General features: G+C 65.3%; 25 protein-coding genes. 10 read left to right on the forward strand and 15 right to left on the reverse strand.

What is annotated here, in order from left to right:
- Window positions 1–38: 38 nt before the first annotated feature.
- The 3 genes from QM797_RS10400 to QM797_RS10410 all read right to left on the reverse strand — a co-directional run bounded on the left by QM797_RS10400 (window position 39) and on the right by QM797_RS10410 (window position 4057).
- The gene (locus QM797_RS10400) at window positions 39–2300 is read right to left on the reverse strand and encodes a polyribonucleotide nucleotidyltransferase (protein WP_283275465.1); all 2262 of its coding nucleotides are present in this window, start codon (window positions 2298–2300) and stop codon (window positions 39–41) included.
- Window positions 2301–2695: 395 nt separating this feature from the next.
- Complete coding sequence (gene rpsO / locus QM797_RS10405) at window positions 2696–2965, reverse strand: 30S ribosomal protein S15 (protein ID WP_027496764.1); 270 nt, start codon at window positions 2963–2965, stop codon at window positions 2696–2698.
- Between the two features lie 123 nt (window positions 2966–3088).
- The gene (locus tag QM797_RS10410) at window positions 3089–4057 is read right to left on the reverse strand and encodes a bifunctional riboflavin kinase/FAD synthetase (RefSeq protein ID WP_283275472.1); all 969 of its coding nucleotides are present in this window, start codon (window positions 4055–4057) and stop codon (window positions 3089–3091) included.
- 154 nt (window positions 4058–4211) lie between these two features.
- On the opposite strand from QM797_RS10410, the gene QM797_RS10415 reads away from it, so the two are divergent.
- The 4 genes from QM797_RS10415 to QM797_RS10430 are packed head-to-tail and all read left to right on the forward strand — an operon-like array spanning window position 4212 to window position 7577.
- Window positions 4212–5123 (forward strand): metal ABC transporter substrate-binding protein, encoded by a 912-nt coding sequence (locus QM797_RS10415; protein ID WP_283275473.1) that lies wholly within the window; start codon window positions 4212–4214, stop codon window positions 5121–5123.
- Window positions 5120–5947 (forward strand): metal ABC transporter ATP-binding protein, encoded by an 828-nt coding sequence (locus QM797_RS10420; protein WP_283275475.1) that lies wholly within the window; start codon window positions 5120–5122, stop codon window positions 5945–5947. The genes QM797_RS10415 and QM797_RS10420 overlap by 4 nt, the downstream gene beginning before the upstream one ends.
- A gap of 3 nt (window positions 5948–5950) precedes the next feature.
- The gene (locus QM797_RS10425; protein ID WP_283275477.1) at window positions 5951–6823 is read left to right on the forward strand and encodes a metal ABC transporter permease; all 873 of its coding nucleotides are present in this window, start codon (window positions 5951–5953) and stop codon (window positions 6821–6823) included.
- Window positions 6824–6842: 19 nt separating this feature from the next.
- Window positions 6843–7577, forward strand: coding sequence for a metal-dependent transcriptional regulator (locus QM797_RS10430; RefSeq protein ID WP_371833862.1), 735 nt, complete (start codon window positions 6843–6845; stop codon window positions 7575–7577).
- Window positions 7578–7590: 13 nt separating this feature from the next.
- Here the strand turns inward: QM797_RS10430 and truB are convergent, their stop codons facing one another.
- The 3 genes from truB to QM797_RS10445 are packed head-to-tail and all read right to left on the reverse strand — an operon-like array spanning window position 7591 to window position 10144.
- Window positions 7591–8523, reverse strand: a complete 933-nt coding sequence (gene truB, locus QM797_RS10435) for a tRNA pseudouridine(55) synthase TruB (protein ID WP_283275479.1) — start codon at window positions 8521–8523, stop codon at window positions 7591–7593.
- Between the two features lie 35 nt (window positions 8524–8558).
- Window positions 8559–9224, reverse strand: coding sequence for a 4'-phosphopantetheinyl transferase family protein (locus QM797_RS10440; RefSeq protein ID WP_283275480.1), 666 nt, complete (start codon window positions 9222–9224; stop codon window positions 8559–8561).
- Window positions 9221–10144, reverse strand: coding sequence for a metallophosphoesterase family protein (locus tag QM797_RS10445; RefSeq protein WP_283275481.1), 924 nt, complete (start codon window positions 10142–10144; stop codon window positions 9221–9223). The genes QM797_RS10440 and QM797_RS10445 overlap by 4 nt, the downstream gene beginning before the upstream one ends.
- Before the next feature lie 243 nt (window positions 10145–10387).
- On the opposite strand from QM797_RS10445, the gene QM797_RS10450 reads away from it, so the two are divergent.
- The 4 genes from QM797_RS10450 to QM797_RS10465 are packed head-to-tail and all read left to right on the forward strand — an operon-like array spanning window position 10388 to window position 13494.
- Complete coding sequence (locus QM797_RS10450) at window positions 10388–10786, forward strand: TOBE domain-containing protein (RefSeq protein WP_371833841.1); 399 nt, start codon at window positions 10388–10390, stop codon at window positions 10784–10786.
- Between the two features lie 16 nt (window positions 10787–10802).
- A complete protein-coding gene (gene modA / locus QM797_RS10455) occupies window positions 10803–11594 on the forward strand; it encodes a molybdate ABC transporter substrate-binding protein (RefSeq protein WP_283275482.1) in 792 nt (263 codons plus the stop codon).
- Window positions 11591–12403 (forward strand): ABC transporter permease, encoded by an 813-nt coding sequence (locus tag QM797_RS10460; RefSeq protein WP_283275483.1) that lies wholly within the window; start codon window positions 11591–11593, stop codon window positions 12401–12403. The genes modA and QM797_RS10460 overlap by 4 nt, the downstream gene beginning before the upstream one ends.
- Entirely contained in the window at window positions 12400–13494 is a 1095-nt protein-coding gene (locus tag QM797_RS10465) for a sulfate/molybdate ABC transporter ATP-binding protein (RefSeq protein WP_283275484.1), read from the forward strand. The genes QM797_RS10460 and QM797_RS10465 overlap by 4 nt, the downstream gene beginning before the upstream one ends.
- On the opposite strand, the gene QM797_RS10470 is transcribed toward QM797_RS10465, so the two are convergent.
- The 8 genes from QM797_RS10470 to rimP form a co-directional block, all read right to left on the reverse strand.
- Complete coding sequence (locus tag QM797_RS10470; protein ID WP_283275485.1) at window positions 13483–14811, reverse strand: MATE family efflux transporter; 1329 nt, start codon at window positions 14809–14811, stop codon at window positions 13483–13485. The two genes, QM797_RS10465 and QM797_RS10470, sit on opposite strands and share 12 nt — an antisense overlap.
- Window positions 14808–15806, reverse strand: a complete 999-nt coding sequence (locus tag QM797_RS10475) for a DHH family phosphoesterase (RefSeq protein WP_283275486.1) — start codon at window positions 15804–15806, stop codon at window positions 14808–14810. The genes QM797_RS10470 and QM797_RS10475 overlap by 4 nt, the downstream gene beginning before the upstream one ends.
- 1 nt (window position 15807) lies before the next feature.
- A complete protein-coding gene (rbfA, locus tag QM797_RS10480; RefSeq protein ID WP_094685963.1) occupies window positions 15808–16272 on the reverse strand; it encodes a 30S ribosome-binding factor RbfA in 465 nt (154 codons plus the stop codon).
- 104 nt (window positions 16273–16376) lie between these two features.
- Window positions 16377–16667 carry a DUF503 domain-containing protein gene (locus tag QM797_RS10485; protein ID WP_283275487.1) on the reverse strand — a complete coding sequence of 97 codons (291 nt, stop codon included), beginning with the start codon at window positions 16665–16667 and terminating at the stop codon, window positions 16377–16379.
- Between the two features lie 154 nt (window positions 16668–16821).
- Window positions 16822–19707: a translation initiation factor IF-2 gene (infB, locus tag QM797_RS10490; RefSeq protein WP_283275489.1), complete on the reverse strand. Its 2886-nt coding sequence runs from the start codon at window positions 19705–19707 to the stop codon at window positions 16822–16824.
- Window positions 19708–19804: 97 nt separating this feature from the next.
- Window positions 19805–20137 (reverse strand): YlxR family protein, encoded by a 333-nt coding sequence (locus QM797_RS10495; RefSeq protein WP_349307192.1) that lies wholly within the window; start codon window positions 20135–20137, stop codon window positions 19805–19807.
- A gap of 96 nt (window positions 20138–20233) precedes the next feature.
- Window positions 20234–21241 carry a transcription termination factor NusA gene (gene nusA / locus QM797_RS10500; RefSeq protein ID WP_283275490.1) on the reverse strand — a complete coding sequence of 336 codons (1008 nt, stop codon included), beginning with the start codon at window positions 21239–21241 and terminating at the stop codon, window positions 20234–20236.
- Window positions 21238–21813: a ribosome maturation factor RimP gene (rimP, locus tag QM797_RS10505; protein WP_283275492.1), complete on the reverse strand. Its 576-nt coding sequence runs from the start codon at window positions 21811–21813 to the stop codon at window positions 21238–21240. The genes nusA and rimP overlap by 4 nt, the downstream gene beginning before the upstream one ends.
- A gap of 128 nt (window positions 21814–21941) precedes the next feature.
- Here rimP and QM797_RS10510 point away from each other — a divergent pair, with 128 nt between their 5' ends.
- On the forward strand, window positions 21942–22499 hold the full coding sequence (locus QM797_RS10510; RefSeq protein ID WP_283275494.1) for a hypothetical protein: 558 nt from the start codon (window positions 21942–21944) through the stop codon (window positions 22497–22499).
- Window positions 22496–22936, forward strand: a complete 441-nt coding sequence (locus tag QM797_RS10515; RefSeq protein ID WP_269603183.1) for a ferritin-like domain-containing protein — start codon at window positions 22496–22498, stop codon at window positions 22934–22936. The genes QM797_RS10510 and QM797_RS10515 overlap by 4 nt, the downstream gene beginning before the upstream one ends.
- Here QM797_RS10515 and QM797_RS10520 read toward each other — a convergent pair.
- Window positions 22899–24353, reverse strand: coding sequence for a DHA2 family efflux MFS transporter permease subunit (locus tag QM797_RS10520; protein WP_283275497.1), 1455 nt, complete (start codon window positions 24351–24353; stop codon window positions 22899–22901). The two genes, QM797_RS10515 and QM797_RS10520, sit on opposite strands and share 38 nt — an antisense overlap.
- Window positions 24354–24411 lie beyond the last annotated feature (58 nt).

Genomic DNA, 24411 nt, shown 5'->3' on the forward strand with positions numbered 1-24411 from the left:
ACGTCCCGAGGGGACGTACCGTTCGGCTCGGTTGCTTCTTACTCAGCGCTGACCTCGGCGGGTGCCTCGGGAGCGTCGGCGGGAGCAGCAGCGTTGTCGTCTTCGACGGGAACGAGGCTGATCTTGCCGCGGTTGTCGATATCGGCGATCTCGACGCGCAACTTGGATCCGACGCTCACGACGTCCTCGACCTTGTTGATGCGCTTGCCGTTACCGAGCTTCGAGATGTGCACCAGTCCGTCGCGGCCCGGGAGCAGCGAGACGAATGCACCGAATGCCGTGGTCTTGACGACGGTTCCGAGGAATCGCTCGCCGACCTTCGGCAGCTGCGGGTTCGCGATGGCGTTGATCATGTCGATCGCGGCCTGAGCGGACGGGCCGTCCGCTGCACCGACGTAGACAGTGCCGTCATCTTCGATCGAAATGTTGGCACCGGTCTGCTCGGTGATGGAGTTGATCATCTTGCCCTTGGGCCCGATGACCTCGCCGATCTTGTCGACCGGCACCTTGATCGCGGTGACGCGAGGTGCGTACGGGCTCATCTCGTCCGGGGTGTCGATGGCCTCGGCCATGACCTCGAGGATCGTCGTGCGAGCATCCTTGGCCTGCGACAGCGCGCCGGCGAGCACCTTGGAGGGGATGCCGTCGAGCTTGGTGTCGAGCTGCAGCGCCGTGACGAAGTCCTTGGTTCCGGCGACCTTGAAGTCCATGTCGCCGAACGCGTCCTCGGCACCGAGGATGTCGGTGAGTGCGACGTAACGAGTCTCGCCGTCGACCTCGTCGGACACGAGGCCCATGGCGATGCCGGCAACCGGGGCACGCAGCGGCACACCGGCATTGAGCAGCGACAGGGTCGATGCGCAGACCGAGCCCATCGAGGTCGAGCCGTTGGAGCTCAGTGCCTCGGAGACCTGGCGGATGGCGTACGGGAACTCTGCCTGGCTGGGCAGAACCGGCAGCAGGGCGCGCTCGGCGAGTGCGCCGTGGCCGATCTCGCGACGCTTCGGCGAACCGACGCGGCCGGTCTCACCGGTGGAGTACGGCGGGAAGTTGTAATGGTGCATGTAGCGCTTGGACGTCTCGGGCCCGAGCGAGTCGACCTGCTGCGCCATCTTGACCATGTCGAGGGTGGTGACGCCCAGGATCTGGGTCTCGCCGCGCTCGAACAGGGCCGATCCGTGGGTACGCGGGATGATCGCGACCTCGGCGGACAGCGACCGGATGTCGGTGATGCCGCGGCCGTCGATGCGGAAGTGATCGGTGAGGATGCGCTGGCGAACCGACTTCTTGGTCAGTGCGCGGAATGCCGCACCGATTTCCTTCTCGCGGCCGGCGAAGCTGTCTCCGACGGACGTCATGACCTGAGCCTTGACCTCGTCGAGCTTGCTCTCGCGCTCGGCCTTGCCCGCAATGGTCAGTGCCTCGTTCAGCGGGATCTTCGCGGCGTTCTCGACGGCCTCGAAGACGTCCGTCTGGTACGCCGGGAAGACCGGGTAGTCGCCGGTGGGCTTGGCGGCCTTGGACGCGAGCTCCTGCTGCGCGGTACACAGTGCTGCGATGAAGGGCTTCGATGCCTCGAGGCCCTCGGCGACGACTGCCTCGTTGGGTGCGGTGGCGCCACCCTCGATGAGCTCGATGACGTTCTCGGTGGCCTCGGCTTCGACCATCATGATGGCGACGTCTGCGTCGGCACCGGAGCCGGAGACGATACGGCCCGCAACGACCATGTTGAACACGGCCTTCTCGAGCTGCTCGTTGGTCGGGAAGGCGACCCACTGCTTGTCGATCAGTGCGACGCGGACGCCACCGATCGGGCCGGAGAACGGCAGGCCGGCGATCTGAGTCGAGGCCGATGCCGCGTTGATCGCGACGACGTCGTACAGGTCGGCGGGGTTCAGGCTCAGGACGGTGATGACGACCTGGATCTCGTTGCGTAGTCCGTCGACGAACGTCGGACGCAGCGGCCGGTCGATGAGACGGCAGGTGAGGATGGCGTCGGTGGACGGACGGCCCTCACGGCGGAAGAACGATCCGGGGATACGGCCCGCGGCGTACATGCGCTCTTCGACGTCGACCGTCAACGGGAAGAAATCGAATCCCTCACGGGGGTGCTTGCCTGCGGTCGTTGCCGACAGCAGCATGGTGTCCTCATCGAGGTACGCGGCGACTGCGCCCGCGGCTTGCTGTGCAAGGCGGCCGGTCTCGAAGCGGATGGTCCGCTTGCCGAACGTGCCGTTGTCGATGATCGCAGTGGCTTCGTAGACGCCTTCTTCGACGTCCAAAGTTGTGGTTTCCGACATGTGTTCTGTTCTCGTCCTCTCGTCTTTGCCGTGCCCGCGTGGACACACCACGAGCCCTCCTGGCTGTGGCGGCATACCTGTGCCGTCCATCCGACGAGATCTTCTCTCGGGACGCGGCTGCGCGGAGGCGGCCATCGATCGAAGCCCACCGGATCTCGTATCCGAAAGGCCACTACCGAAGACCGTCACCACGGCGTGACAGGCATACACGGCGGTGTGCGGATGCCGTGCATCCGCTTTCTCGTGCTGGCGAAACTGTTCTTGCGGTACAAACACAGATAGCCAACGAGGAACAGTCTAAGCACCGCCTCGTTGGCTACTGCACTATTGCTGCGAGTCGGGTGTACACCGGCGCGTCGAACCATGCATCGGTGACAACCTCGCGTCGATGCGAATTATCGACGCAGACCCAGACGCTCGATGAGCGAGCGGTAGCGGGTGACGTCGACCTTCGCGATGTACTTGAGCAGGCGACGACGACGTCCGACCAGCAGCAGCAGGCCGCGGCGGGAGTGGTGGTCGTGCTTGTGCATCTTGAGGTGCTCGGTCAAGTCGACGATGCGCTTGGTGAGCATTGCAACCTGCGCCTCGGGCGAGCCCGTGTCGGTGGGGTGCAAGCCGTACTCGCCGAGAACGGCCTTCTTCTGTTCGGTGGTCAATGCCACTGGTACTACTCCTGATCAATGACGTCCGCGTGAAAGGAAGCAACGCGTCCCGCCGATCGAACCAGCGGGATCGAAGCCGGTACAGCCGCCACGGACCGCAGCGAGCACCGAGGGGACAGCCTATCAGGCTGTGCTCGCCGCCAGAATGGAGCGGGCACGGTCGGCGTCACGGCCCATTTCCTCCACGAGCGCCTCCATCGAATCGAATTTCTCCATCCCGCGCAGCCGCTCGACGAAGTCGACCGCCACATGCTGCCCGTACAGGTCGGCTTCACCGTCGAGTACGAACGCCTCGACGGTTCTGGTGCGACCCGAGAACGTGGGATTGGTGCCCACCGACACGGCGGCAGGATGTCGCTCCCCCGGCGTGACCGTCCCCATGATCGGACCCGGCCCGAGCACGGTGAACCATGCCGCGTAGACGCCGTCGGCGGGAATGGCCGAGTACATGGGCGGCGCGACATTGGCTGTCGGATAACCCATTTGGCGACCTCGGCCGTCTCCGTGCACGACGACACCCTCGACCCGGTGCGGTCGCCCGAGCGCGGCCGTGGCTGCAGTGACGTCACCGGCGTCCACGCACGATCTGATGTACGTCGAGGAGAACGTCACGGCATGCTCGGCGAGCAGGTTGACTCCGTCGACTGCGAATCCGGACCGTTCGCCGATCTTGCGCAGCATGGGGACGGTACCGAGGGCCTTCTTCCCGTAGGTGAAGTTCTCGCCGACGACCACTTCGGCAACGTGCAGGCGTTCGATCAGGATCTCGTGCACGTATCGGTCGGGGGTGAGTTTCATCAGCTCGGGCGTGAACGGCATGACACAGAACACGTCGATTCCCAGTTCTTCGGCGAGCTCGGCTCGCCTCGTCAGGGTTGTCAATTGAGCAGGATGACTCCCCGGGCGCACGACTTCCATCGGGTGAGGATCGAACGTCATGAGCACGCTGGGAACGCCGCGCTTCTTCGCAGCGGCCACCGCTCGGCCGATCAGTTGCGCGTGTCCGCGATGGACGCCGTCGAAGACGCCGATCGTGAGCACGCACCGACCCCAGTCGGCAGGTACATCGTCGAGACCTCGCCATCTCTGCACACCGCGAAGCCTACGGCCCGACGGCCGCTCGGTCACTCTCGGCCAGGCGTGTCGCAGATGGCAGGTATGGACAAAAAGGTATCCCCACGGTAAATATTTCGGGGTGCCTAACTTTTTTCTTCGCTCGAGTGGATTTCGCACTCGGCGCGTCGTCATGAGCTGGGTGGTGGCCGGCCTCCTGGTCGTGGCGTCGACCAGCTGTGCCCGCGAGGTGGGCGACGACGATCCGGCGGCACTCGACGACGGCAGACCGCTAGTGCTGACGACGTTCACCGTCCTTGCCGACATGGCCGCGAACGTCGCCGGCGAACACTTACGAGTGGAATCGATCACAAAGGCCGGTGCCGAGATACACGGCTACGAGCCGACCCCGGGAGACCTACGCACCGCCGAGCAGGCCGAGCTGATCCTGGACAACGGGCTCGGCCTGGAGTCCTGGTTCGAGAAATTCGTCGAACGTGTTCCCGCACCACACGCCGTGGTGAGTGCGAACGTGGAGCCGGTCTACATTCGCGACGATGCCTACGCGGGAAAGGCCAACCCACACGCCTGGATGTCGCCGCTCGTCGCCGAGACCTACGTGAAGAACATCGCCGACGCGTTCGTCGCACTCGATCCCGCCAACACCGACGACTACCGAGCGAACGCGGTCGCGTACGTCGGACAACTCCGCGAGGTCGGTACCGAACTCGACGCCGACCTCTCCGCGCTGCCCGAACGTCAGCGTGCACTCGTCACCTGTGAAGGTGCATTCGGCTATCTGGCCCGTGACTTCGACCTGCAGGAGGCCTACCTGTGGCCGGTCAACGCCGAGCAGGAAGGAACGCCGAAGCAGGTGGTGCGCACCATCGATTTCGTTCGCGACAACGCTGTACCCGCCGTGTTCTGCGAATCGACCGTCTCGGACAAGGCGCAGCTGCAGGTCGCCGAGGACACCGGCGCTCGATTCGGGGGGAAGCTCTACGTCGACTCACTGAGCGATGCGGCCGGCCCCGTACCCACATACCTGGATCTACTGCGCTACGACGCACGGTTGATCGCCGACGCACTGGTAGGAGAACAATGACCCGGACGACTGGGACGCAGCACGACACGGCCCCGCACCAGAACGGAGCAGCGCTGACGGTCGACACCGTCAACGTGCGATACCGCGACGTCGTGGCTCTCGTCGATGCCAGCCTCACACTCGCACCAGGGCGGGTGTGCGGGTTGGTCGGCATGAACGGATCGGGCAAGTCGACGCTGTTCAAGGCCGTCATGGGCGTGGTCAAGCCCAACTCCGGCTCCATCACCGTGTTCGGCGGCGACCCCGCCCAGGCGCGCAAGGCAGGCACTGTCAGCTATGTACCCCAGGCGGAATCGGTCGACTGGACGTTCCCGATCAGCGTGCGGGACGTGGTGATGATGGGCCGATACGGAAAGCAGAATCTTCTCCGTACTCCCCGAGCGGCCGATCGGCGCGCCGTCGACGAGGCCCTGCAGCGCGTCGACCTCGCCGATCTCGCGAACCGCCAGATCGGCCAGCTCTCCGGTGGCCAACGCAAGCGCGCGTTCGTGGCCCGCGCCATTGCCCAGGAGGCGTCGTTGCTCTTGCTCGACGAGCCCTTCGCCGGAGTGGACAAGAAGACCGAGGCAACCATTACCCGACTGCTGCGCGAGCTCGCAGCACACGGTGCATCGGTTCTCGTGTCCACCCACGATCTGCATGCCCTGCCGGACCTGTGCGACGAGGCGATCCTGCTCCAACAGCGGGTGCTGATGCACGGCAGTCCGGTCGAGGTACTTCGCCCCGAGAACCTTGCGCTGGCGTTCGGCATCGATCCGTCGAAGATCGACGAGCTGGGCGCAGGCACTCCACGACCGGCAACCCGAACCTCGGAAGCGAGCTGAACCGTGTACGTGATCGACTTTCTCGTGGACCCACTCGAATACACCTTCATGCAACGGGCGCTCCTGGTCACTGTCACCGCGTCGATCGTGTGCGCGGTGCTGAGCTGTTGGCTCGTCCTCATCGGCTGGTCTCTGATGGGCGACGCGGTCTCGCACGCCGTTCTGCCCGGTGTCGCGCTGTCGTATCTGCTCGGTGCACCGTTCGCGATCGGAGCGCTACTGTTCGCCCTCATCGCGGTCGGTGCCATCGGAGTCGTCCGTAACACCACCATCGTCAAGGAAGACGCCGCCATCGGCGTCGTCTTCACCACCTTGTTCGCGCTCGGCGTCGTCCTGATCTCGAAGTTTCCCAGCCAGATCGACCTCAATCACATCCTGTTCGGCAATCTGCTCGGCGTCTCGCAGGCCGACATGGTGCAGGTGTTCGTCCTCGGCGGAATCGCGCTGACCGTCATGATCGTCAAACGTCGCGACTTCACGCTCTTCGCCTTCGATCGCACCCAGGCACGCGCCGTCGGAATCAATCCCACGGTGATCTCGGCCGTCATGCTGACCCTGCTGGCGCTGACCACCGTGGTTGCACTCCAGGCCGTCGGCGTCATCCTGGTGGTGGCGATGCTCATCACTCCCGGCGCGTCGGCGTACCTGCTCACACACAGCTTCGGCCGCATGCTGGTGCTGGCACCGCTTATTTCGGTGGGTTGCGCGCTGGTGGGGATCTACGCCAGCTTCTACCTCGACGTGTCCTCAGGAGGCAGCGTCGTGCTCACCCAGGGACTCGTCTTCGTGTTCGCCTACCTGCTGAGCCCATCACAGGGCATCGTCACCCGCGCTCTGAGACAACGCGGTCGCGTGCCGGTGGCTCCGGCCCGGTGAGATGTCTTTTTCCATTGGATTGCCTAAGCTCGGCGGCGTGGCGCAACAAAAAACCGATCCTGCACCGGCCGACGAGGGCGTCCAGCTGTCCGCGGTTGCGCAGGACTACCTCAAGGTCATCTGGACCGCCAGTGAATGGAGTGAGGACTCCGTCAGCACCAAGATGCTCTCCGAGCGCATCGGTGTCTCCGCCTCGACGGTGTCCGAGGCGATCCGCAAGCTCGCCGATCAGGGCATGGTCGACCACGCCCGCTACGGGGCCATCTCACTGACCGAGAAGGGTCGCCTGGCGGCCATCGGCATGGTGCGTCGGCACCGTCTGATCGAGACCTATCTGGTCCGAGAACTGGGTTACGGCTGGGACGAAGTGCACGACGAGGCAGAGATTCTCGAGCACGCCGTCTCGGATCTGATGATGGACCGGATCGACGCCAAATTGGGCCATCCCGAACGGGATCCGCACGGAGATCCGATTCCCTCGGTCGACGGCGCGATCGATACGCCGTCCGCGACCCGCCTCAGTGAGTACCTCGACGGACAGTCCGGCCGAGTTGCCCGAATCTCCGACTCCGATCCGGCGATGCTCCGCTACTTCGATTCGGTCGGCATCACGCTCGACCTGCCGATCACGGTGATCGAACGACGTGACTACGCCGGCACCGTTGCCATCGAACTTGCGCGGGACGACGCCACGGATTCCATCGACCTCGGCCATCGCGCCGCCGAGGCGATCTGGATGGTTCCCGCGAACTGATCGCCGGGCAGGTTCAGTGCCCGCGCAAGGTCGCGGGCCGCACGACCATGACCGAACTGGCGCGCTTGCCCTTCTCCTGAAGCAGAGCAATGGTGTGACCGGTCGGATCGACGGCCGCGTACACCCCATCGATTCCGATCGGATCCAGCCAGCGGCCCTGGCTCAGTGCCTCCGCCTCGCCTGCATCGATCTGCCGGTGCGGAAAGGCGGTGCGTGAGGCCTCGTCGATATCGAGACTGACGGCCGGATCCTCGGCCAACTCCTCCAGCGTCCGGGCGTGCTCGAGTGTGAACGGACCGACGCGTGTGCGGCGCAGCACAGTCAGGTGACCGCCGACGCCCAGCGCCGCACCGAGATCTCGGGCCAGCGCGCGCACGTACGTCCCCGACGTGCAATCCACCTCCACATCGAGGTCGACGAAGGTGGCTTCGTGCTCGACGACATCACGCCTGGCCGTCACATCGAATCGCGTGACACTGACCTTCCGGGCGGCGAGGGTGAACTCCTCCCCGGCTCGAGACAGCTTGTGTGCTCGCTGTCCGTCGACCTTGATGGCACTGACACTCGCCGGTACCTGTTCGATGTCACCGGTCAAATCGGAGATCGCGGTCGAGATGTCCGAATCGGACAGGTGGGAAGCCGAGACGTCCGTCAGAACGTCGCCCTCGGCGTCGTCTGTCGTCGTGCTGCGGCCGAGCCGGACCGTCGCGGTGTACGACTTGGTGGTCAACGAGAGCAGGCCGAGCATCTTGGTCGCCCGCTCCACACCGAGCACCAGCACTCCGGTCGCCATGGGATCGAGAGTTCCCGCGTGGCCGACCTTTCTGGTACGCAACAGTTTTCGACACGACGCCACGACATCGTGACTCGTCACGCCCGGTCCTTTGTCGACCACCAGTAAGCCGGCACCGACGAGACCGGACGAAATCTTTTCGCGAGCACTCACGAGAGAGCATTGTGCCAGGCGCGACGAGCCGGTCGTCACATCACCGAGATCGCCGTCATCACCAGTCCGCCGGCCACCATCCATCGACCGTCGAACGACGTCAGTGGAGGCCCGGAGACGGTATCGCCGGGCACCAGCAGTTCGGACCGGAACGTCCCGGAGATGTCGTCACCGGAGCCGGTGCGCTCGAAGGTGATGTGCGCGTCCTCGAAACCGAGCCACCGACCGGTCAACGGCTCCCAGGCCTTGTACGTTGCTTCCTTGGCGCAGAACAACACTCGATCCCAGTGGACGTCCTCACGGCCCGCGGTCGCGAGCCAGTCTCGCTCCGCCTTCAGGCTCACCGCCTCCAGCACACCGTCGGGTAGAGGCCCGTGCGGCTCGGCGTCGATGCCCACCGATCGCACCTGCATCGAATAGGCCAGCACGGCACCGCGATAACCGTCGCAGTGCGTCAACGATCCGACCACACCCTTCGGCCACTGCGGCGCACCGGATTTGCCCCGCATGATCGGTGCGGGCTCCACGCCCAACTTCCCCATCGCCACTCGAGCACAGTGCCGAGCCGAGGTGAACTCACGCTTGCGCTTGTCCACCGCCTTGGCGACCAACGGCGCTTCGAGTGGGTGGGGCACCAAATCCGGTGGGTCGACGAACAGCTCGGCCGAGACCACACCGTTCGGAAGTATGGATTCGATCACTTGCCCGCCCTCATCTTCTCGACTTCTGCCTCCATCTCGGGCGTCACGGTGAAGTGCCCGCCCCATTTGTTCAACGACCCCGGCGGATACTCGGGAACCGGAAGAATTTGTCGCAGAACGTTCTTCGGCAGTCCACGGCGCTGCCACTCGCGCGGGTAGCCCACCGAAACCTCCTCGAAGCGGACGCCGTCGTAGTAGGTGGTCCGCGGAATGTGCAGGTGCCCGTACACCGAGCAGATCGCGTTGTACCTCGTGTGCCAATCCGCCGTGAGAGTGGACCCGCACCACAACGCGAACTCCGGGTAGAAGAGCACCTCGGTCGGCTGACGGACCATCGGAAAGTGGTTGATCAGCACCGTGGGAACGGTGGTATCGAGGGCATCGAGACGGTCACGAGTGGCTTCGATACGCGCATGACACCACGCGTCCCGCGTGGCGTACGGCTGCGAGGACAACAGAAATTCATCCGTGGCGACGACGTTCTTCTCTCGCGCGATCGCCAGACCGTGCTCCTTGTCCCGAGCTCCCTGTGGCAGGAAGCTGTAGTCGTACAGCAGAAACATCGGCACTATTGTCGCCGGACCACCCTCCCCCTCCCACAGCAGGTACGGATCCTCCGGAGTGACGACGTCGATCTCACGGCACAGGTTGACCAAGTACTCGTATCGGGCCGCTCCGTGGATCTGGACGGGATCTTTCACCGTCGTCCACAGCTCGTGGTTTCCGGGAACCCAGATGACCTTCGCGAAACGACTACGCAGCAGTTCGAGCGCCCACTTGATGTCGTCGGTCTTCTCCGACACGTCGCCGGCCACGATCAGCCAGTCGTCGGGAGACTCGGGGTAGATGTCCTCGGTGACGGGCCTGTTGCCCCGATGTCCGACGTGAATGTCGCTCACTGCCCACAGCTTCGCTGCCACTGATGACCCCTTCCGATCCGTTCGGCCGTCGACGTCGAGTCGCCGAACCGTCCGAGAACGTATCAACGCTCAATCCTCCACCGAGATTCCGCGGCGCATCCAAGCGGGGTGAAGCGCTAGCCCGCGTCGCGGTCGACGGCCCCAGCCCGCCTGGAGGCAATCCGGTCATAACGACCGCAGATTCGGGTATATGCTGCCTCTCATGACGCTTTTGCGGACACCCAGGGCAGCACAGGTGTTTCGATGACGGTGCCTCCGGTCCGTATTCGAGACGCCGCCGCACTGCTCGGCGTCAGTGACGACACCGTGCGGAGGTGGATCGACAGCGGCACACTGGCCTCGTTCGAGGACGAGACAGGGCGCAAAGTGATTGCCGGGCGTGACCTCGCCGCCTATGCAAGCGAGCATGCCGCTCCCCCACCCGAAGTGGCGTCCGGCGGCAGTTCTGCCCGCAACCGTCTGGTCGGGCTGGTCACCGAAGTCGTCTCGGACACAGTGATGAGCGAGGTCACCATGCAGTGTGGGCCCTTCTCCATCGTGTCCCTGATGAGTACCGGGTCCGTTCGTGAACTCGGACTCGAGCCCGGCAAGGTGACCGTCGCGGTGGTCAAGGCCACGACGGTCATCGTCGAGACACCCTAGATCGCAGGAGATTTCAGTGCAGACACTCAGACCGGCATTCGCGGCTCTTGTTGCCGTCACTCTGGTCCTCGCCGGATGCGGCGGGGCGTCCGAATCCGACGCCTCCGATCCCGCCGCGACCGGCGATGCCGTCGGGGGTGACATCACCGTCTTCGCCGCAGCATCGCTGCGCGCGACGTTCACCGAACTCGGTACGCGATTCGAGGCCGAGCATCCCGGTACCTCGGTCGAGTTCAGCTTTGCCGGATCCTCCGACCTGGCCACGCAGCTGATCTCCGGGGCACCCGCCGATGTCTTCGCCTCGGCGGATACGAAGAACATGACGATGGCCGTCGACGCCGGCGTGGTCGCGGGTGATCCCGTCGACTTCGCCTCCAACACTCTGACCATCGTCACCGCGCCGGGCAACCCGGATCGCATCACGTCGTTCGCAGATCTGGCGAACCCCGACATTCTGACGGTCATCTGTGCACCTCAGGTGCCGTGCGGTGCGGCGACGGCAGCCGTGGAAGCCGCAACCGGCGCGGACATCCCGGCGGTGAGCGAGGAATCGTCGGTCACCGATGTACTGGGCAAAGTCACGTCGGGTCAAGCCGATGCCGGGCTGGTTTATGTCACCGACGCAGCAGGGGCGGGTGACTCCGTGACAGCAGTGCCGTTCCCGGAAGCGAGCGAAGCCGTCAACACCTATCCGGTTGCGACACTGAGTGGGTCCGAGAACGACGCCACCGCTCGCGCGTTCGCCGAGTTCGTCACCGGACCGGTCGGCCGAGACGTCCTCGCCCGAGCCGGCTTCGCCGCTCCGTGACCGTGCGCGTCGCCGATGGCGGGCGGTCGGCGGTCGGGGTACCGCGGTGGATCTTCGTTCCGGCGGCCGTCGGCGCGCTCGTTGTCGTGGCACCCCTTGCCGCGATGTTCACCCGCATCGACTGGTCGAACTTCGTCGGCCTCGTCACCTCGGAGTCTGCGGTCGCGGCGCTGATCCTGAGCCTGAAAACAGCCACAGCCAGCACGGTGGTGTGCTTGCTGCTGGGCGTACCGATGGCAATCGTTCTCTCGCGCAGCGCTGTTCGGGGGCTATCGATTCTTCGCTCCCTCGTCGTACTCCCCCTCGTTCTGCCGCCGGTGGTCGGCGGCATCGCGCTGCTCTACACCTTCGGACGCCAGGGATTGCTGGGTGAACATCTCGATGCGTTCGGTATCCGAATCGCGTTCACCACCTCAGCCGTCGTGTTGGCGCAGGTGTTCGTCTCGCTGCCGTTCCTCGTCGTGAGCGTCGAAGGCGCATTGCGCACGGCCGGAAGTCGCTACGACGTGGTGGCCGCGACTCTGGGAGCAACTCCGACCACCGTTCTGCGCCGCGTCACCATTCCCCTGATCTTGCCCGGACTGATATCCGGTATCGTTCTCGCGTTCGCACGCGCACTCGGCGAATTCGGAGCGACCTTGACCTTCGCCGGCTCGCTCGAAGGAGTCACCCGAACCTTGCCGCTGGAGATCTATCTGCAGCGCGAGGCCGATCCCGATGCCGCGGTGGCGCTGTCGCTGGTGCTGATCCTGGTTGCGGCCCTCGTCGTGGTCACCGCGCGTGGTACTCGCTCAGCGGGTTCACTATGAGCTCACTGCATGTGCGTGCCACTCTCGATGTCCGCGGCATCGACATCGAACTCGACGTCGAGGAGGGTGAGACCGTTGCCATCCTCGGACCCAACGGGGCCGGCAAATCGACACTGCTGCAGCTGGTGTCGGGATCTGTGACACCCGACGACGGCGTCGTCCGACTCGGCGAGGAGATGTTGACCGACACGTCGACGAAAACCTTCGTCCCGATACACGCGCGAGGTGTTGCCACTCTCGCGCAGGACGCACTGCTGTTTCCCCACATGGACGCTCGAACGAACGTCGCCTTCGCGCCGCGGAGCGCGGGTGAGAGTCGAGCGTCCTCGAAGACTGTGGCCGACACGTGGCTCGCCGCGGTAGGAGCCTCTCATCTGGCCGGTCGTCGCCCGGACCAACTGTCCGGTGGGCAGGCCCAACGCATAGCCATCGCACGTGCCCTCGCAGCCGATCCTCGACTGTTGCTGCTCGACGAACCTCTTGCGGCGTTGGACGTCGAGACAGCACCGGCGCTCCGCAGAGTGCTGCGCTCGGTAGTGCGCGAAAGTTCTCGCACGGCACTGATCGTCACCCACGATCTGCTCGACGTCGTCGCGCTGGCCGACTCGGTCGCGATCGTCGACGGCGGGCGCGTGGTCGAGCGAGGGTCGGTTGCCGAGGTACTCGCCGCTCCCCGAAGCGAATTCGGTGCCCGCATCGCCGGAGTCAACCTGCTCTCCGGCCGCGCGGCCGATGCCGACGGCACGACCGCCCTGACCACGAGCTGGGGCCTGACGGTCCATGGATCAGGGCAACACGTCACTGGAACCTCGCTGGTCGCGGTCTTCTCCCCCGCCGCGGTCTCGGTGCACCCGACAGCCCCTCATGCCAGTCCGCGGAACGTCTTCGAGGTCGTGATCGACGAGATGGAGGTGCAGGGCTCCGGTATTCGCGTCCGATCCCGTCCGCATCCCGACGGCTCGCCCGGAATGGCCGCCGACATCACCCCGGCAGCAGTCTCCGATCTCGAGCTCGAGCCGGGGCGCAGCGTGTTCTTCGTGGTGAAAAGCCTCGAAGTGGCACTGCATCCCGCGTTGCCGTCACCGTCGTAATTGACGATCGCTGCCGATCACCAGCCACTTACCGGACAGCACTCGCCCGGCCACCGCGAGCATGCGCAAGGCGACGAAGACACCGAGTCCGATCCAGATCCCCACCAACCCCCAGTCGAAGACCAGAGCGGACCAGATGAACGGAAGGAACCCCACGACGGCACATGCCATGGTGGCGTTCCGTAGGAACGCTGCATCGCCACTGCCGAGCAGCACTCCGTCCAACGCGAACACCACGCCGGCAATGGGAATGATCGCAACGAAGATCCACCAGATCCCGTGCATCTGATCGATGACCGACGCATCGCTGGTGAACAGGCCTGGGACAAACGAACGCCCGACGGCGAACGCGTCGGCCAGGACCACGGCGAATACCGTCGACCACGCCGTCAATCGCCATGCCAGTGCCCGCGCGTCCTCGGTCCTGCCGGCTCCCAACGCGGCCCCGACGAGGGTCTGTGCCGCAATTGCCAGCGAATCGAGCATGAGCGACACCAGGTTCCACATGTGCAGCACCACCTGGTTCGCGGCGACCGAGGCGGCCCCGAACCTCGACGCGACCGCGGCTGCGGAGAGGAAGCAGGCCTGGAACGCGAGGCTGCGCACGATGAGATCGCGACCGAGTACCAACTGCGCACGCATCACCGACCAGCGCGGACGCAGTTCGGTGCTTTCTCGAACCACCGCGACGACGAACAATGCACCCGCTACGCCCTGACCGATCACGTTGGCCACGGCCGATCCGACCAGCTCCAACCGCGGGAACCCGAACAACCCGTGAACCAGAAACGGGCACAGTACCGCCGACACACCGAAGCCGAGCACGACGAAACGTAGCGGTGTCACGGTGTTCTGGACACCGCGCATCCACCCGTTTCCGGCCAACGAGATCAGGATGAACGGCACACCCATCAGCGCGATGCGCAGCCACGCGATCGCCTCAGCGGCGATGTCGCCACCTCCGGTCAAGACCGACACCACGGGCTCGGCCGCGAGCTGCATCACCGCGACGATGGCGATACCGATCGCGAAGGCCAACCATGTTGCCTGCACACCCTCGCCGACGGCATCGCGTTCGCGACCGGCACCGTGCATGCGAGCCGCTCGCGCGGTTGTGCCGTAGGACAGAAAGGTCAGCTGGGTGCTGACCTGGGCCAGCACGAGCCCGCCGATGGCCAGGCCTGCAAGGGCCAAGGCACCCAGCCTGCCGACCACGGCGGCATCGAACAACAGGTAGAGAGGTTCTGCGGCGAGGACGCCGAGGGAGGGCAGCGACAGGCCGAGAATTCTTCGAGCGGTGACCGGAGTGGAGCTCACGACGCCGAGAGGGCCTCGCGCAGCGCTTCGATCACGTCGGGCAGGTCGCCGGTGGCGGTGTAGCCGGCCGCATTGCGGTGCCCGCCGCCGCCGAGTTCACACGCCACCGCCGAGACGTCGACCTCGGTCTTCGAGCGCAGGGAGACCACCCATACCGAGCCGAAGTCCTGTTGCTTGAGCACTGCGGCCACCTCGGCTTCGGAGGTGGTGCGCACGATGTCGATCACGCTCTCGATCTCCTCGGAACGCAGTCCGGCCGAATCCTCGCTCCGAATGACGGCGTACACAAGCCCTCGTCCGCCTGCTGCGTCGGGAATCAAGGATGCCGAACCGAGAACGGACCCGAGCATCGGCAGCCAGTCGAACGGGTGGGTGTCGAGCAGCTTGCGGGCAATGTGGGCGCCGTCGATCCCCGTGGCCAACAGTCTCTCGGCCAGCAGATGCGAACCCGGGCGTACCCAGCGGAACGATCCGGTGTCGGTGACAAGGCCGGCGAACAAAAGGTGCGCCAGATCGGCGTCGATCTCGACACCCCACTGGTCCAACAGTCGCGCGATCACAGCAGTGGTCGATTCCGCTGACGCATGCACCACGTTGACAGTTCCGAAACGGGTGTTGCTGCGGTGATGATCGATGACGAGGCTGGCCGACGCAGAGTCGAGCCGGTCACCCAACGAACCCAACCGGCCCCGACTTCCGGCATCCACCGTGACGACCAGATCCACCGTTTCGGCCACCTTGTCGGCGTCGACCAACAGGTGCCGGCCCGGCAGCTCGTTCATCGACTCGGGCAGAAATGCCGGTGCCGCGAAGGCCACCTGCACCTCGGTGCCACGGCGTTCGAGTACCGAACCGAGCGCCAGCCCGCTACCGATCGTGTCCGCGTCGGGCTGCACGTGGCACAGAACGGTCACCGAAGATGCACCTTCGAGCATCTCGATCGCCCGTGCGAAATCCTCGTCCTGCTGCGACGCTGCCCCCGAACCATCGGACATGTCAGTCGGCTTCGGCCGGCTCGACGTCTGCGACTTCGCGCGGGGCCTTGTACGGGTCCGGGTCTCCGGCAGGTTTGGCGTTCGCACGGGCGCGGGCCAGCTCCTCGTCGGCCACGCGGGCACGTTCGAGAAGGTCTTCCATGTGGCGCGCGGTGTCGGGCACCGTGTCGGTCACGAACGTCAATGTCGGTGTGTACCGCACACCCGTTCCGGCTCCGACCTTCGAGCGCAGCACACCCTTGGCCTTCTCCAGTCCTGCCGCGGCAGCCTGCAGATCGGGCGGAGTATCGAGGTCTTCGCCCATCACGGTGTAGTACACCGTCGCGTCGTGCAGGTCAGCGGTGACTTTGGTATCGGTGATGGTCACGAACGCGAGCCGCGGATCTTTGATCTCGTGATCGATCGCCGTTGCAACGATGGCGGCGATTCGCTTGGACAACTTACGAGCCCTGGCCTGATCCACCACGACAATCACACTCCTCTTTCATGGCCGGACGTCGACCGAAGTGCGACGTCCCGGCGGCTGCGATGTACACGCCTGTCGAACAGTGCTCGACAGGACGTCCCGAATCAATCCTCGGGTCCGAATATTCTCCGACGTACTGCCAACAATTCCAGATCGTGGCGTTCGGCGACGTGCCGTTCGCATTCGTCCAGCTTGTCGTGCAGCCGGTCCACATCGGTACCAGCGGCCGCGACTCCCAACAGCGACCGTCGAATACGTTCTCGTTCACCGGTTTCCGCAGCCGACACTCCCAACCGCTGCAGATCACCCAGTACCGGTTCCATCATCGATCGCTTCTCGGCCAGCGAACGTACGTCCCCCAACAACACGTCCAACTCCAGAGCACCCAGATACACGCTGACGTCCTTCGATCGGCTTCGACGACAAAGCCGGCGGCGGTACAACTGTCGTACCACCACCGGCTCGAAAGTCGGAGCGCAGTGTCACTCCCCTGGCTTCACCACCGAGCCGACGCGACCGGATGCGGAGCCGAACGGCTCCGCATCCGTTCTAGTCGCGCGGCTTTTCACGGAGTTCGTACGCCTCGATGACATCGCCCACCTTGATGTCGGAGTACGTCACCGTCAAACCACACTCGTAGCCCTCACGGACCTCCGTCGCGTCGTCCTTCTCGCGGCGAAGCGAGGAGATCGTGACGGTTTCCGCAACAACGGCACTGTCTCGGATGAGTCGTGCCTTCGCGTTGCGACGGATCGTACCGGAGGTGACGAGGCAACCGGCGATGTTTCCGACCTTGGAGGAACGGAACAGCGCGCGGATCTCGGCCTGCCCGAGGGCAACCTCCTCGTACACCGGCTTGAGCATGCCCTTGAGGGCCTTCTCGATCTCGTCGATCGCCTGGTAGATCACCGAGTAGTACCGGATGTCGACGCCTTCGCGGTTGGCCAGCTCGGTGGCTTTGCCCTCCGCTCGAACGTTGAAGCCGATGATGATCGCGTTGGATGCCGACGCCAGGTTGACGTTGGTCTCCGTGACGCCACCGACACCGCGGTCGATGACGCGCAGTTCGACCTCGTCGTCGATCTGAATTCCGAGCAGCGCCTCTTCGAGAGCCTCCACGGTTCCCGAGTTGTCACCCTTGAGGATCAAGTTGAGCTGCGAAGTCTCCTTCAGAGCTGCATCGAGATCGTCGAGGCTGATGCGCTTACGACTCTTCGCTGCGAGCGCGTTCCGCTTGCGTGCGTTTCGACGGTCGGCGATCTGACGTGCGATCCGGTCCTCGTCGACGACCAGAAGGTTGTCACCTGCACCGGGCACCGACGTGAAGCCGATGACCTGCACGGGCCGGGACGGCAACGCTTCGGTGACGTCCTCGCCGTGCTCGTCGACCATTCGGCGGACGCGTCCGTACGCGTCGCCGGCAACGATCGAGTCACCGACACGGAGCGTTCCGCGAGCGATGAGCACGGTCGCGACCGGCCCACGACCACGGTCGAGGTGCGCCTCGATGGCAACACCCTGAGCCTCCATGTCCGGGTTGGCGCGCAGATCGAGTGATGCGTCGGCCGTCAGCAGCACCGCTTCGAGAAGGGCATCGATGTTGGTGCCCTGCTTGGCGGAGATGTCGACGAACATGGTCTCGCCGCCGTACTCCTCGGCGACCAGACCGTATTCGGTCAGCTGCTGCCGGATCTTGTCCGGGTTCGCGCCTTCCTTGTCGATCTTGTTCACCGCGACCACGATCGGCACATCGGCCGCCTGGGCGTGGTTGATCGCCTCCACCGTCTGCGGCATGACGCCGTCGTCGGCTGCAACCACGAGGATCGCGAGGTCGGTGGCCTTGGCACCACGGGCACGCATGGCCGTGAAGGCCTCGTGACCGGGAGTGTCGATGAACGTCACGAGACGTTCGTTGCCCTCGAGCTCGGTCAACACCTGGTACGCACCGATGTGCTGCGTGATGCCGCCGGCCTCGCCTTCGCGCACCGTGGTGTTACGAATCGAGTCCAGCAGTCGCGTCTTGCCGTGGTCGACGTGGCCCATGACGGTGACCACCGGGGGACGCTGCTCGAGATCTTCCTCGCCGCCGGCGTCCTCGCCGTAGGTGAGATCGAACGAGTCGAGCAGTTCACGATCTTCGTCCTCGGGGCTGACGACCTGAACGACGTAGTTCATCTCGCCGCCGAGCAGCTCCAGCGTTTCGTCGTTGACCGACTGCGTTGCAGTGACCATCTCGCCGAGGTTGAACAGGGCCTGCACCAGCGCGGCCGGGTTCGCGTCGATCTTGTCCGCGAAGTCCGACAGCGATGCGCCGCGGGCGAGACGGATGGTCTCACCGTTGCCGCGGGGAAGCCTGACGCCGCCGACTGCGGGAGCCTGCATGCTCTCGTACTCGGCGCGTTTCGCCCGCTTCGACTTACGGCCACGACGGACTGCTCCGCCGGGACGACCGAAGGCACCTGCTGCTGCACCGCGCTGACCGGGACGGCCACCGCCGCCGGGACGGCCACGGAAGCCGCCTGCGGGAGCGCCGCCTGCGGGGGCACCACCGGGAGCGCCGGGAGCGCCACCGCCGCGGTAGCCACCGCCGCCGCCGCCACCTGGACGTCCGCCCGGTGCGCCGCCGGGGCGACCGGGGCGTCCTGCTGCGGGTCCCGGTCGAGCCGAACGGGTCGGCATCGCACCCGGATTGGGGCGAGGAGGCATCGAGCCCGGGCTCGGACGAGGTCCGGCCTGGCCCGGAGCGGGACGAGGCCCACCCTGACCGGGAGCCGGGCGGCTGCCGGCCGACGGTGTGGCGGGACGAGGCCCACCCTGTCCGGGAGCGGGACGTCCGCCGCCGGGGCGGGGGGCACCGGGAGCCGGCCGAGGAGCCGGTCGTTCCACGGGGGCCGAGGAGTACGGGTTGTTACCGACACGCGGAGCCTTGGGGCCTGGCTTGGGGCCGGGACCTGCGGGCTTGGGTGCTGCCGGGGCCTGGCTTGCGTCGGCGGTGTCGGCCGACGCGGCCGGAGCCTGCTCGACCGGCGCAGCGGGCTGCGCGGCGGGCGCAGCCGGTGCCGGAGTAGCGGGCGCAGCCGGGGCTGCTTCGACGGGTGCCTGTGCTACCGGGGCTGCGGGTGCTTCCGGCTCTGCCTGGCGGGGTGCAGGCTTGGGGCCCGGACGGGGTCCAACCGGCTTTGCTGTGCCCGGCTTCGCGGTGCTACCAGCGGCGCGATCTGCTGCTGCGCGGCCGTTGGGTGCAGATGCGGTGGTTGCCGACGCGTCCGAGGTTTCGGACGGGAAGGACTCACGAAGTCGACGAGCCACCGGGGCCTCGACTGTGGATGATGCGGACTTGACGAACTCGCCCTGCTCTTTGAGCCGTGCGAGTAGTTCCTTACTGGTGACACCGAGTTCTTTTGCCAACTCGTGCACGCGGGCCTTGCCTGCCACTGCTCTCCTCACTGAGAGGCCGAGCGAGGCTTGGTGCCCGCACGACCTCGGGTTATCTCCGATGGACGTTCATCGTTGGTGCTTCACGGTGTGCTCATCAGTGCTGTTGCCTGTTCTTGTCGACGGGTGTTGCTCTTGTCGTATCCTCGGCCGGTAATCGGTCGTGCTCGTCGAGCACGACTGTCACTGCGGACGATTCCACATTTCCCGATATCCGAAACGCACGACCGAAAACTCGGCGTCGCTCCGCATTGTGCAGGCATTCTCGGCTGTAGTGCAACCACGCACCACGGCCGGACATCGAATGCCGGATGTCGGGGACGAGAGCGAATTCGTGCGAACCAGCTTCTCGAACCACGATCCTCAACAGATCGGCGGCCGGAACTCGCTCTCTGCACCCGACGCATGTACGAATCGGCCGGGCTTTCACAACCGGATACTCGCGTTCATGCTTCTGGAAAGAGACTTCGTTACCGAACCATCGACCACTCTACCGCTGTATTGCCTCGAACTCCGCATTCCGGCCCTATGCGCTGGTCGTCTCGGGTGCCGCCGCATCACTGCGGATATCGATACGCCAACCGGTCAGTCGAGCGGCTAGTCGAGCGTTCTGTCCTTCTTTGCCGATCGCGAGGGAAAGCTGGTACTCCGGAACCACAACACGAGCCGCGCGAGCAGCAGCGTCCACGACCGTCACAGAGACAACCTTGGAAGGTGAGAGCGCATTGCCGACGAACGTGGCCGGGTCCTCGTCGAAATCGATGATGTCGATCTTCTCGCCCGCCAGTTCACTCATCACATTCCGCACCCGCTGCCCCATCGGTCCGATACAGGCACCTTTGGCGTTGAGTCCCGACACCGTGGAGGCGACGGCGATCTTCGACCGATGACCCGACTCGCGTGCGACCGCCACGATGTCCACGGAACCGTCGGCTATCTCCGGTACCTCGAGGGCGAACAGTTTGCGCACCAGATTCGGATGGGTGCGTGAGAGCGTGATCTGCGGACCCCGGTTGCCTCGAGCGACTCCGACGACGTAGCACTTGATGCGTTCGCCGTGCTCGTACGTTTCACCCGGAACCTGTTCGGCGGGAGGCAGGAGTCCGTCGGCACCGTTGGCATCGCTGCCGATGCGCACGATGACGGTTCCCTTGGCGTTGGCGCGCGTGTCGCGCTGGATGACGCCGTTGACGATCTCACCCTCGTGAGTGGAGTACTCACCGAACGACCGCTCGTGTTCGGCGTCGCGCAAGCGCTGCAGAATGACCTGTCGCGCGGTGGTGGCTGCGATACGCCCGAACCCCTCCGGGGTGTCGTCCCATTCGGAGATCACGTTGCCGTCCGCGTCGATTTCCTTGGCCATCACGCGAACGGAACCGGTCTTGCGATCGACATCGATCCACGCGTTGGACTGGTGCCCCTCGGTGTGTCGGTAGGCGGTCAACAACGCGGTCTGGATAGTCGAGATCACCATCTCGATCGGAACTCCCTTGTCCGCCTCGATCGCCCGCAGTGCGGCAATGTCGATATTCACTTGTTCGACCCTTCTTCCGGTGCTTCCACATCCACGATTTCGTCGGTGTTCGCAGGCGAGGGCCTGCTGCCGACCACGCCACCCGCCAAGTCCATCTCTTCGGCGGTGGGCCTTGAGAATTCCACCTGCACAACAGCTTTCACAACATCTGTCAGAACTATCGACCGAGTCGACAGCACGCCCTTCTCCTTGATCACCACGGTGACCGAATCTCCGTCGAGTAGACCGACCCGACCGTCCAGCTTGCCCTCGGCCAATTCGATGCGCACCTTGCGTCCGCGAGCCCGACGCCAATGCCGCGCCTCGGTCAGCGGCCGATCGATTCCGGGAGTGGTGACTTCGAGCGTGTACGGCGCTTCACCGAAATCCGTCACGGCGTCGAAGGCGTCGGAGATCTCGCGGCTCAGGTCCGGGAGCGCGTCCAGGTCGATGCCCTCTTCTCGATCGACCATGATGCGCACCGCGCTGTGCTTGCCTGCTGCTACGACGTTCACGTCTTCGAGGTCGTAGCCCCGTTCTCGAACGAGGTCGGAGAGTAGTTCGACAACCCTCTCCTTGGACGGAACAGGCATGTCGCGAACTCCTCGTGTGTAGTTGTGGGCGATCCGACGAGCGGGCGCCGGACTGCGTTTGCCGAACCAACAGACTACCGCCCCGACGACACTGCTCGTGACCACGCACGCCGTCACGACACGCGGGCATGGCACGTGCAGGAGCTGCGGTCTGGCACGATGTCGGGGTGCCCACGCCGATCGCCCCCTTTGCGCTCACTCGCCGCGGGTTGTTCCGACTCGCCGGTGCCGCAGCCCTGTCTGCGGCCACCGTCTCCACCGTTGCGGCCTGCGCCGAGGACGAGATCTCCGGCCCCGCGCTCGATTCTCTGACCGCACAGTTACGTGCTGCCCGCAGCGACGCAGCGGATGCCACCGCGGCAGCGACCGCGATTCCCGACTACGCAGCTGCGCTCGGGGTCGTTGCGGCTCAGCGGACAGAGCATGCCGATGCGCTCGACACCGAGATCGCCCGCGCCACCGGTGCAACGACCGACACCTCCTCGACCGATACCACCGTGCCAGCCAGCACGACCACCGTCGCGCCCCCGGCTCCGCCACCGGACATCGCGGCGGTGCGGGAGACGTTGACCACGTCCGCTCGCAGTGCAGCGGAAGCGGCTCGAAACGAAAGCGGTTATCGGGCCGGTCTTCTCGGTTCGATCAGTGCGTCGTGCACGGTGTCGGCTCTGGTGGTGCTGGCATGAGTGATCTGGGTCCGGAACAGCAAGGCCTGGTCGACGCCCTCGAAGCCGAGTATGCGGCAGTATTCGCTTACGGTGTCGTCGCGGCGTTCTCCAACCCCACGCGCGCCGATCTGGTCGCATCGAACACTGCTGCCCATCGTGCGCGCAGAGACGCGACCATCGACGCGCTCCAGGCAGCCAGTGTCGCCGTCCCCCTCCCCGATCCGGCATACGCATCACCGTTTCCGGTGACCGACGCGATCTCGGCCACTCAGTTGGCTGCCCAGGCCGAGATCGACACGTGTGTGGCGTGGCGTTCGCTGATAGAACGCAGCCAGTCCGGTGGTACGCGCGAGATGGGAGTCCAAGCGTTGACCGACGCCGCGGTGCGGCTCGCGACGTGGCAACAGATCCTGGGAGTCACACCCTCGTCGACGGCATTTCCCGGTCGACCGTGACGGCCTCCGCCCCAGCGGCGGAACGACCCGGCATGAACAGTGCCGCGACCAGTCCGATCGCGACTGCTCCCGCGCCGACGAGTAGGGCCGGTGCCAGGGCGTCGGTGTATCCGGTGGGCGTCAACGATCCGCCGTTACCGATGAACACGGCGGTCAGCACCGCGATCCCCAGCGCGATACCCACTTCGCGCATCGTGGAGTTCGCGCTGCTCGCCGTGGCGTGATTGTCGACCTTCATGTCTCGCAACACCGCCGTCGCGGACGGCGCGAACGTCAGTCCCATGCCGACGCCGGCCATCAGTAGCGCTGGGACCATGGACAGGTACTCGGTGTCGGGCCCGAGGATCAGAGCCATCCACACCAGCGACACCGACTGGAGCGCCAAGCCGCTGACCAGCAATCCACGCAGCCCGACCCGCTCGGCCAACAGTCCAGCCATCGGCGCGACCACCATCGGCGCTGCGGTCCAGGGCAGCGTACGCAGACCTGCCTGGAACGGTGTGTAGTGCATGACTATCTGCAGGTACTGCGCAAGAAGGAACACCGCTCCGAACATGCCGAGCGAGAACGTGATTCCGATGACGTTGGCGAGGGTGAAACTGCGTGATCGGAACAGCGCCAACGGCAGTACCGAATACCGGGTGCGAGACGCCCGCACGACAAACGCGACGAGCAACACGGCAGACCCGACGGCACTGGTGAGCACTGTGGTCGACGCCCATCCGTCGTCGTTGCCGTGAACCACCGCCCACACCAGTAGAAAGACGCCACCGCCGGCGAGCACCACACCGAGCAGATCGAGCGGCTGGGTCCGTCCCGCCGATTCCTCGAGCGCTATGTAGGCGAGCGGTACTGCAACGAGTGCGACTGGAACGTTGATCCAGAAGATCGCCTGCCAGGAGATGCCGTCGACCACGGCTCCACCGACCACCGGTCCCAGGGCGACACCGAGGCCCGAGACTCCGCCCCAGATTCCGATTGCCATGGCGCGCTTGCCCATCGGTACCACCGCGGCGAGCAGGGTCAACGACAACGGCATGATCGCGGCAGCACCTACGCCCTGCACAGCCCGCGCCGCGATGAGCATGGCCGGGCTCGTGGCGAGCGCGCTGGCCACCGAGGCGACCGTGAAGATCGCGATGCCGCCGAGGAACACCGCCCGTCTGCCCCACCTGTCACCGAGCGTCGCCGCGGTGAGCATGAACGTGGCGAAGCTCAGGGTGTAGGCGTTGAGGAACCACTGCAGCTGGCCGACCGAGGCGTTCAGATCCTGCTGAATGACCGGCAGCGCGCTGGTCATCACCAGATTGTCGAGTGTTGCCATGAACATCGGTAGGGATGCCGCGAGGATTCCCAGCCACACCGGAATCGACCGAGCGGCGGGGTGCTTTGCAGGCGGAGAGGCTGTAGCGGTCATGGCGAACGTCCCGTCTCGAGCTTGTAAGCATCGAATGATTACTTATGAACGACAGTAA

Source organism: Rhodococcus sp. IEGM 1381 (assembly GCF_030056795.1).
GTDB lineage: Bacteria > Actinomycetota > Actinomycetes > Mycobacteriales > Mycobacteriaceae > Rhodococcoides.

Coding starts and splice junctions, on each gene's coding strand:
- QM797_RS10400 (WP_283275465.1), bottom strand. CDS start 2,300: ATGTCGGAAACCACAACTTTGGACGTCGAAGAAGGCGTCTACGAAGCC.
- QM797_RS10415 (WP_283275473.1), top strand. CDS start 4,212: ATGAGCTGGGTGGTGGCCGGCCTCCTGGTCGTGGCGTCGACCAGCTGT.
- QM797_RS10420 (WP_283275475.1), top strand. CDS start 5,120: ATGACCCGGACGACTGGGACGCAGCACGACACGGCCCCGCACCAGAAC.
- QM797_RS10450 (WP_371833841.1), top strand. CDS start 10,388: ATGACGGTGCCTCCGGTCCGTATTCGAGACGCCGCCGCACTGCTCGGC.
- QM797_RS10465 (WP_283275484.1), top strand. CDS start 12,400: ATGAGCTCACTGCATGTGCGTGCCACTCTCGATGTCCGCGGCATCGAC.
- QM797_RS10475 (WP_283275486.1), bottom strand. CDS start 15,806: ATGTCCGATGGTTCGGGGGCAGCGTCGCAGCAGGACGAGGATTTCGCA.
- rimP (WP_283275492.1), bottom strand. CDS start 21,813: ATGCCTGTTCCGTCCAAGGAGAGGGTTGTCGAACTACTCTCCGACCTC.
- QM797_RS10510 (WP_283275494.1), top strand. CDS start 21,942: ATGGCACGTGCAGGAGCTGCGGTCTGGCACGATGTCGGGGTGCCCACG.
- QM797_RS10515 (WP_269603183.1), top strand. CDS start 22,496: ATGAGTGATCTGGGTCCGGAACAGCAAGGCCTGGTCGACGCCCTCGAA.
- QM797_RS10520 (WP_283275497.1), bottom strand. CDS start 24,353: ATGACCGCTACAGCCTCTCCGCCTGCAAAGCACCCCGCCGCTCGGTCG.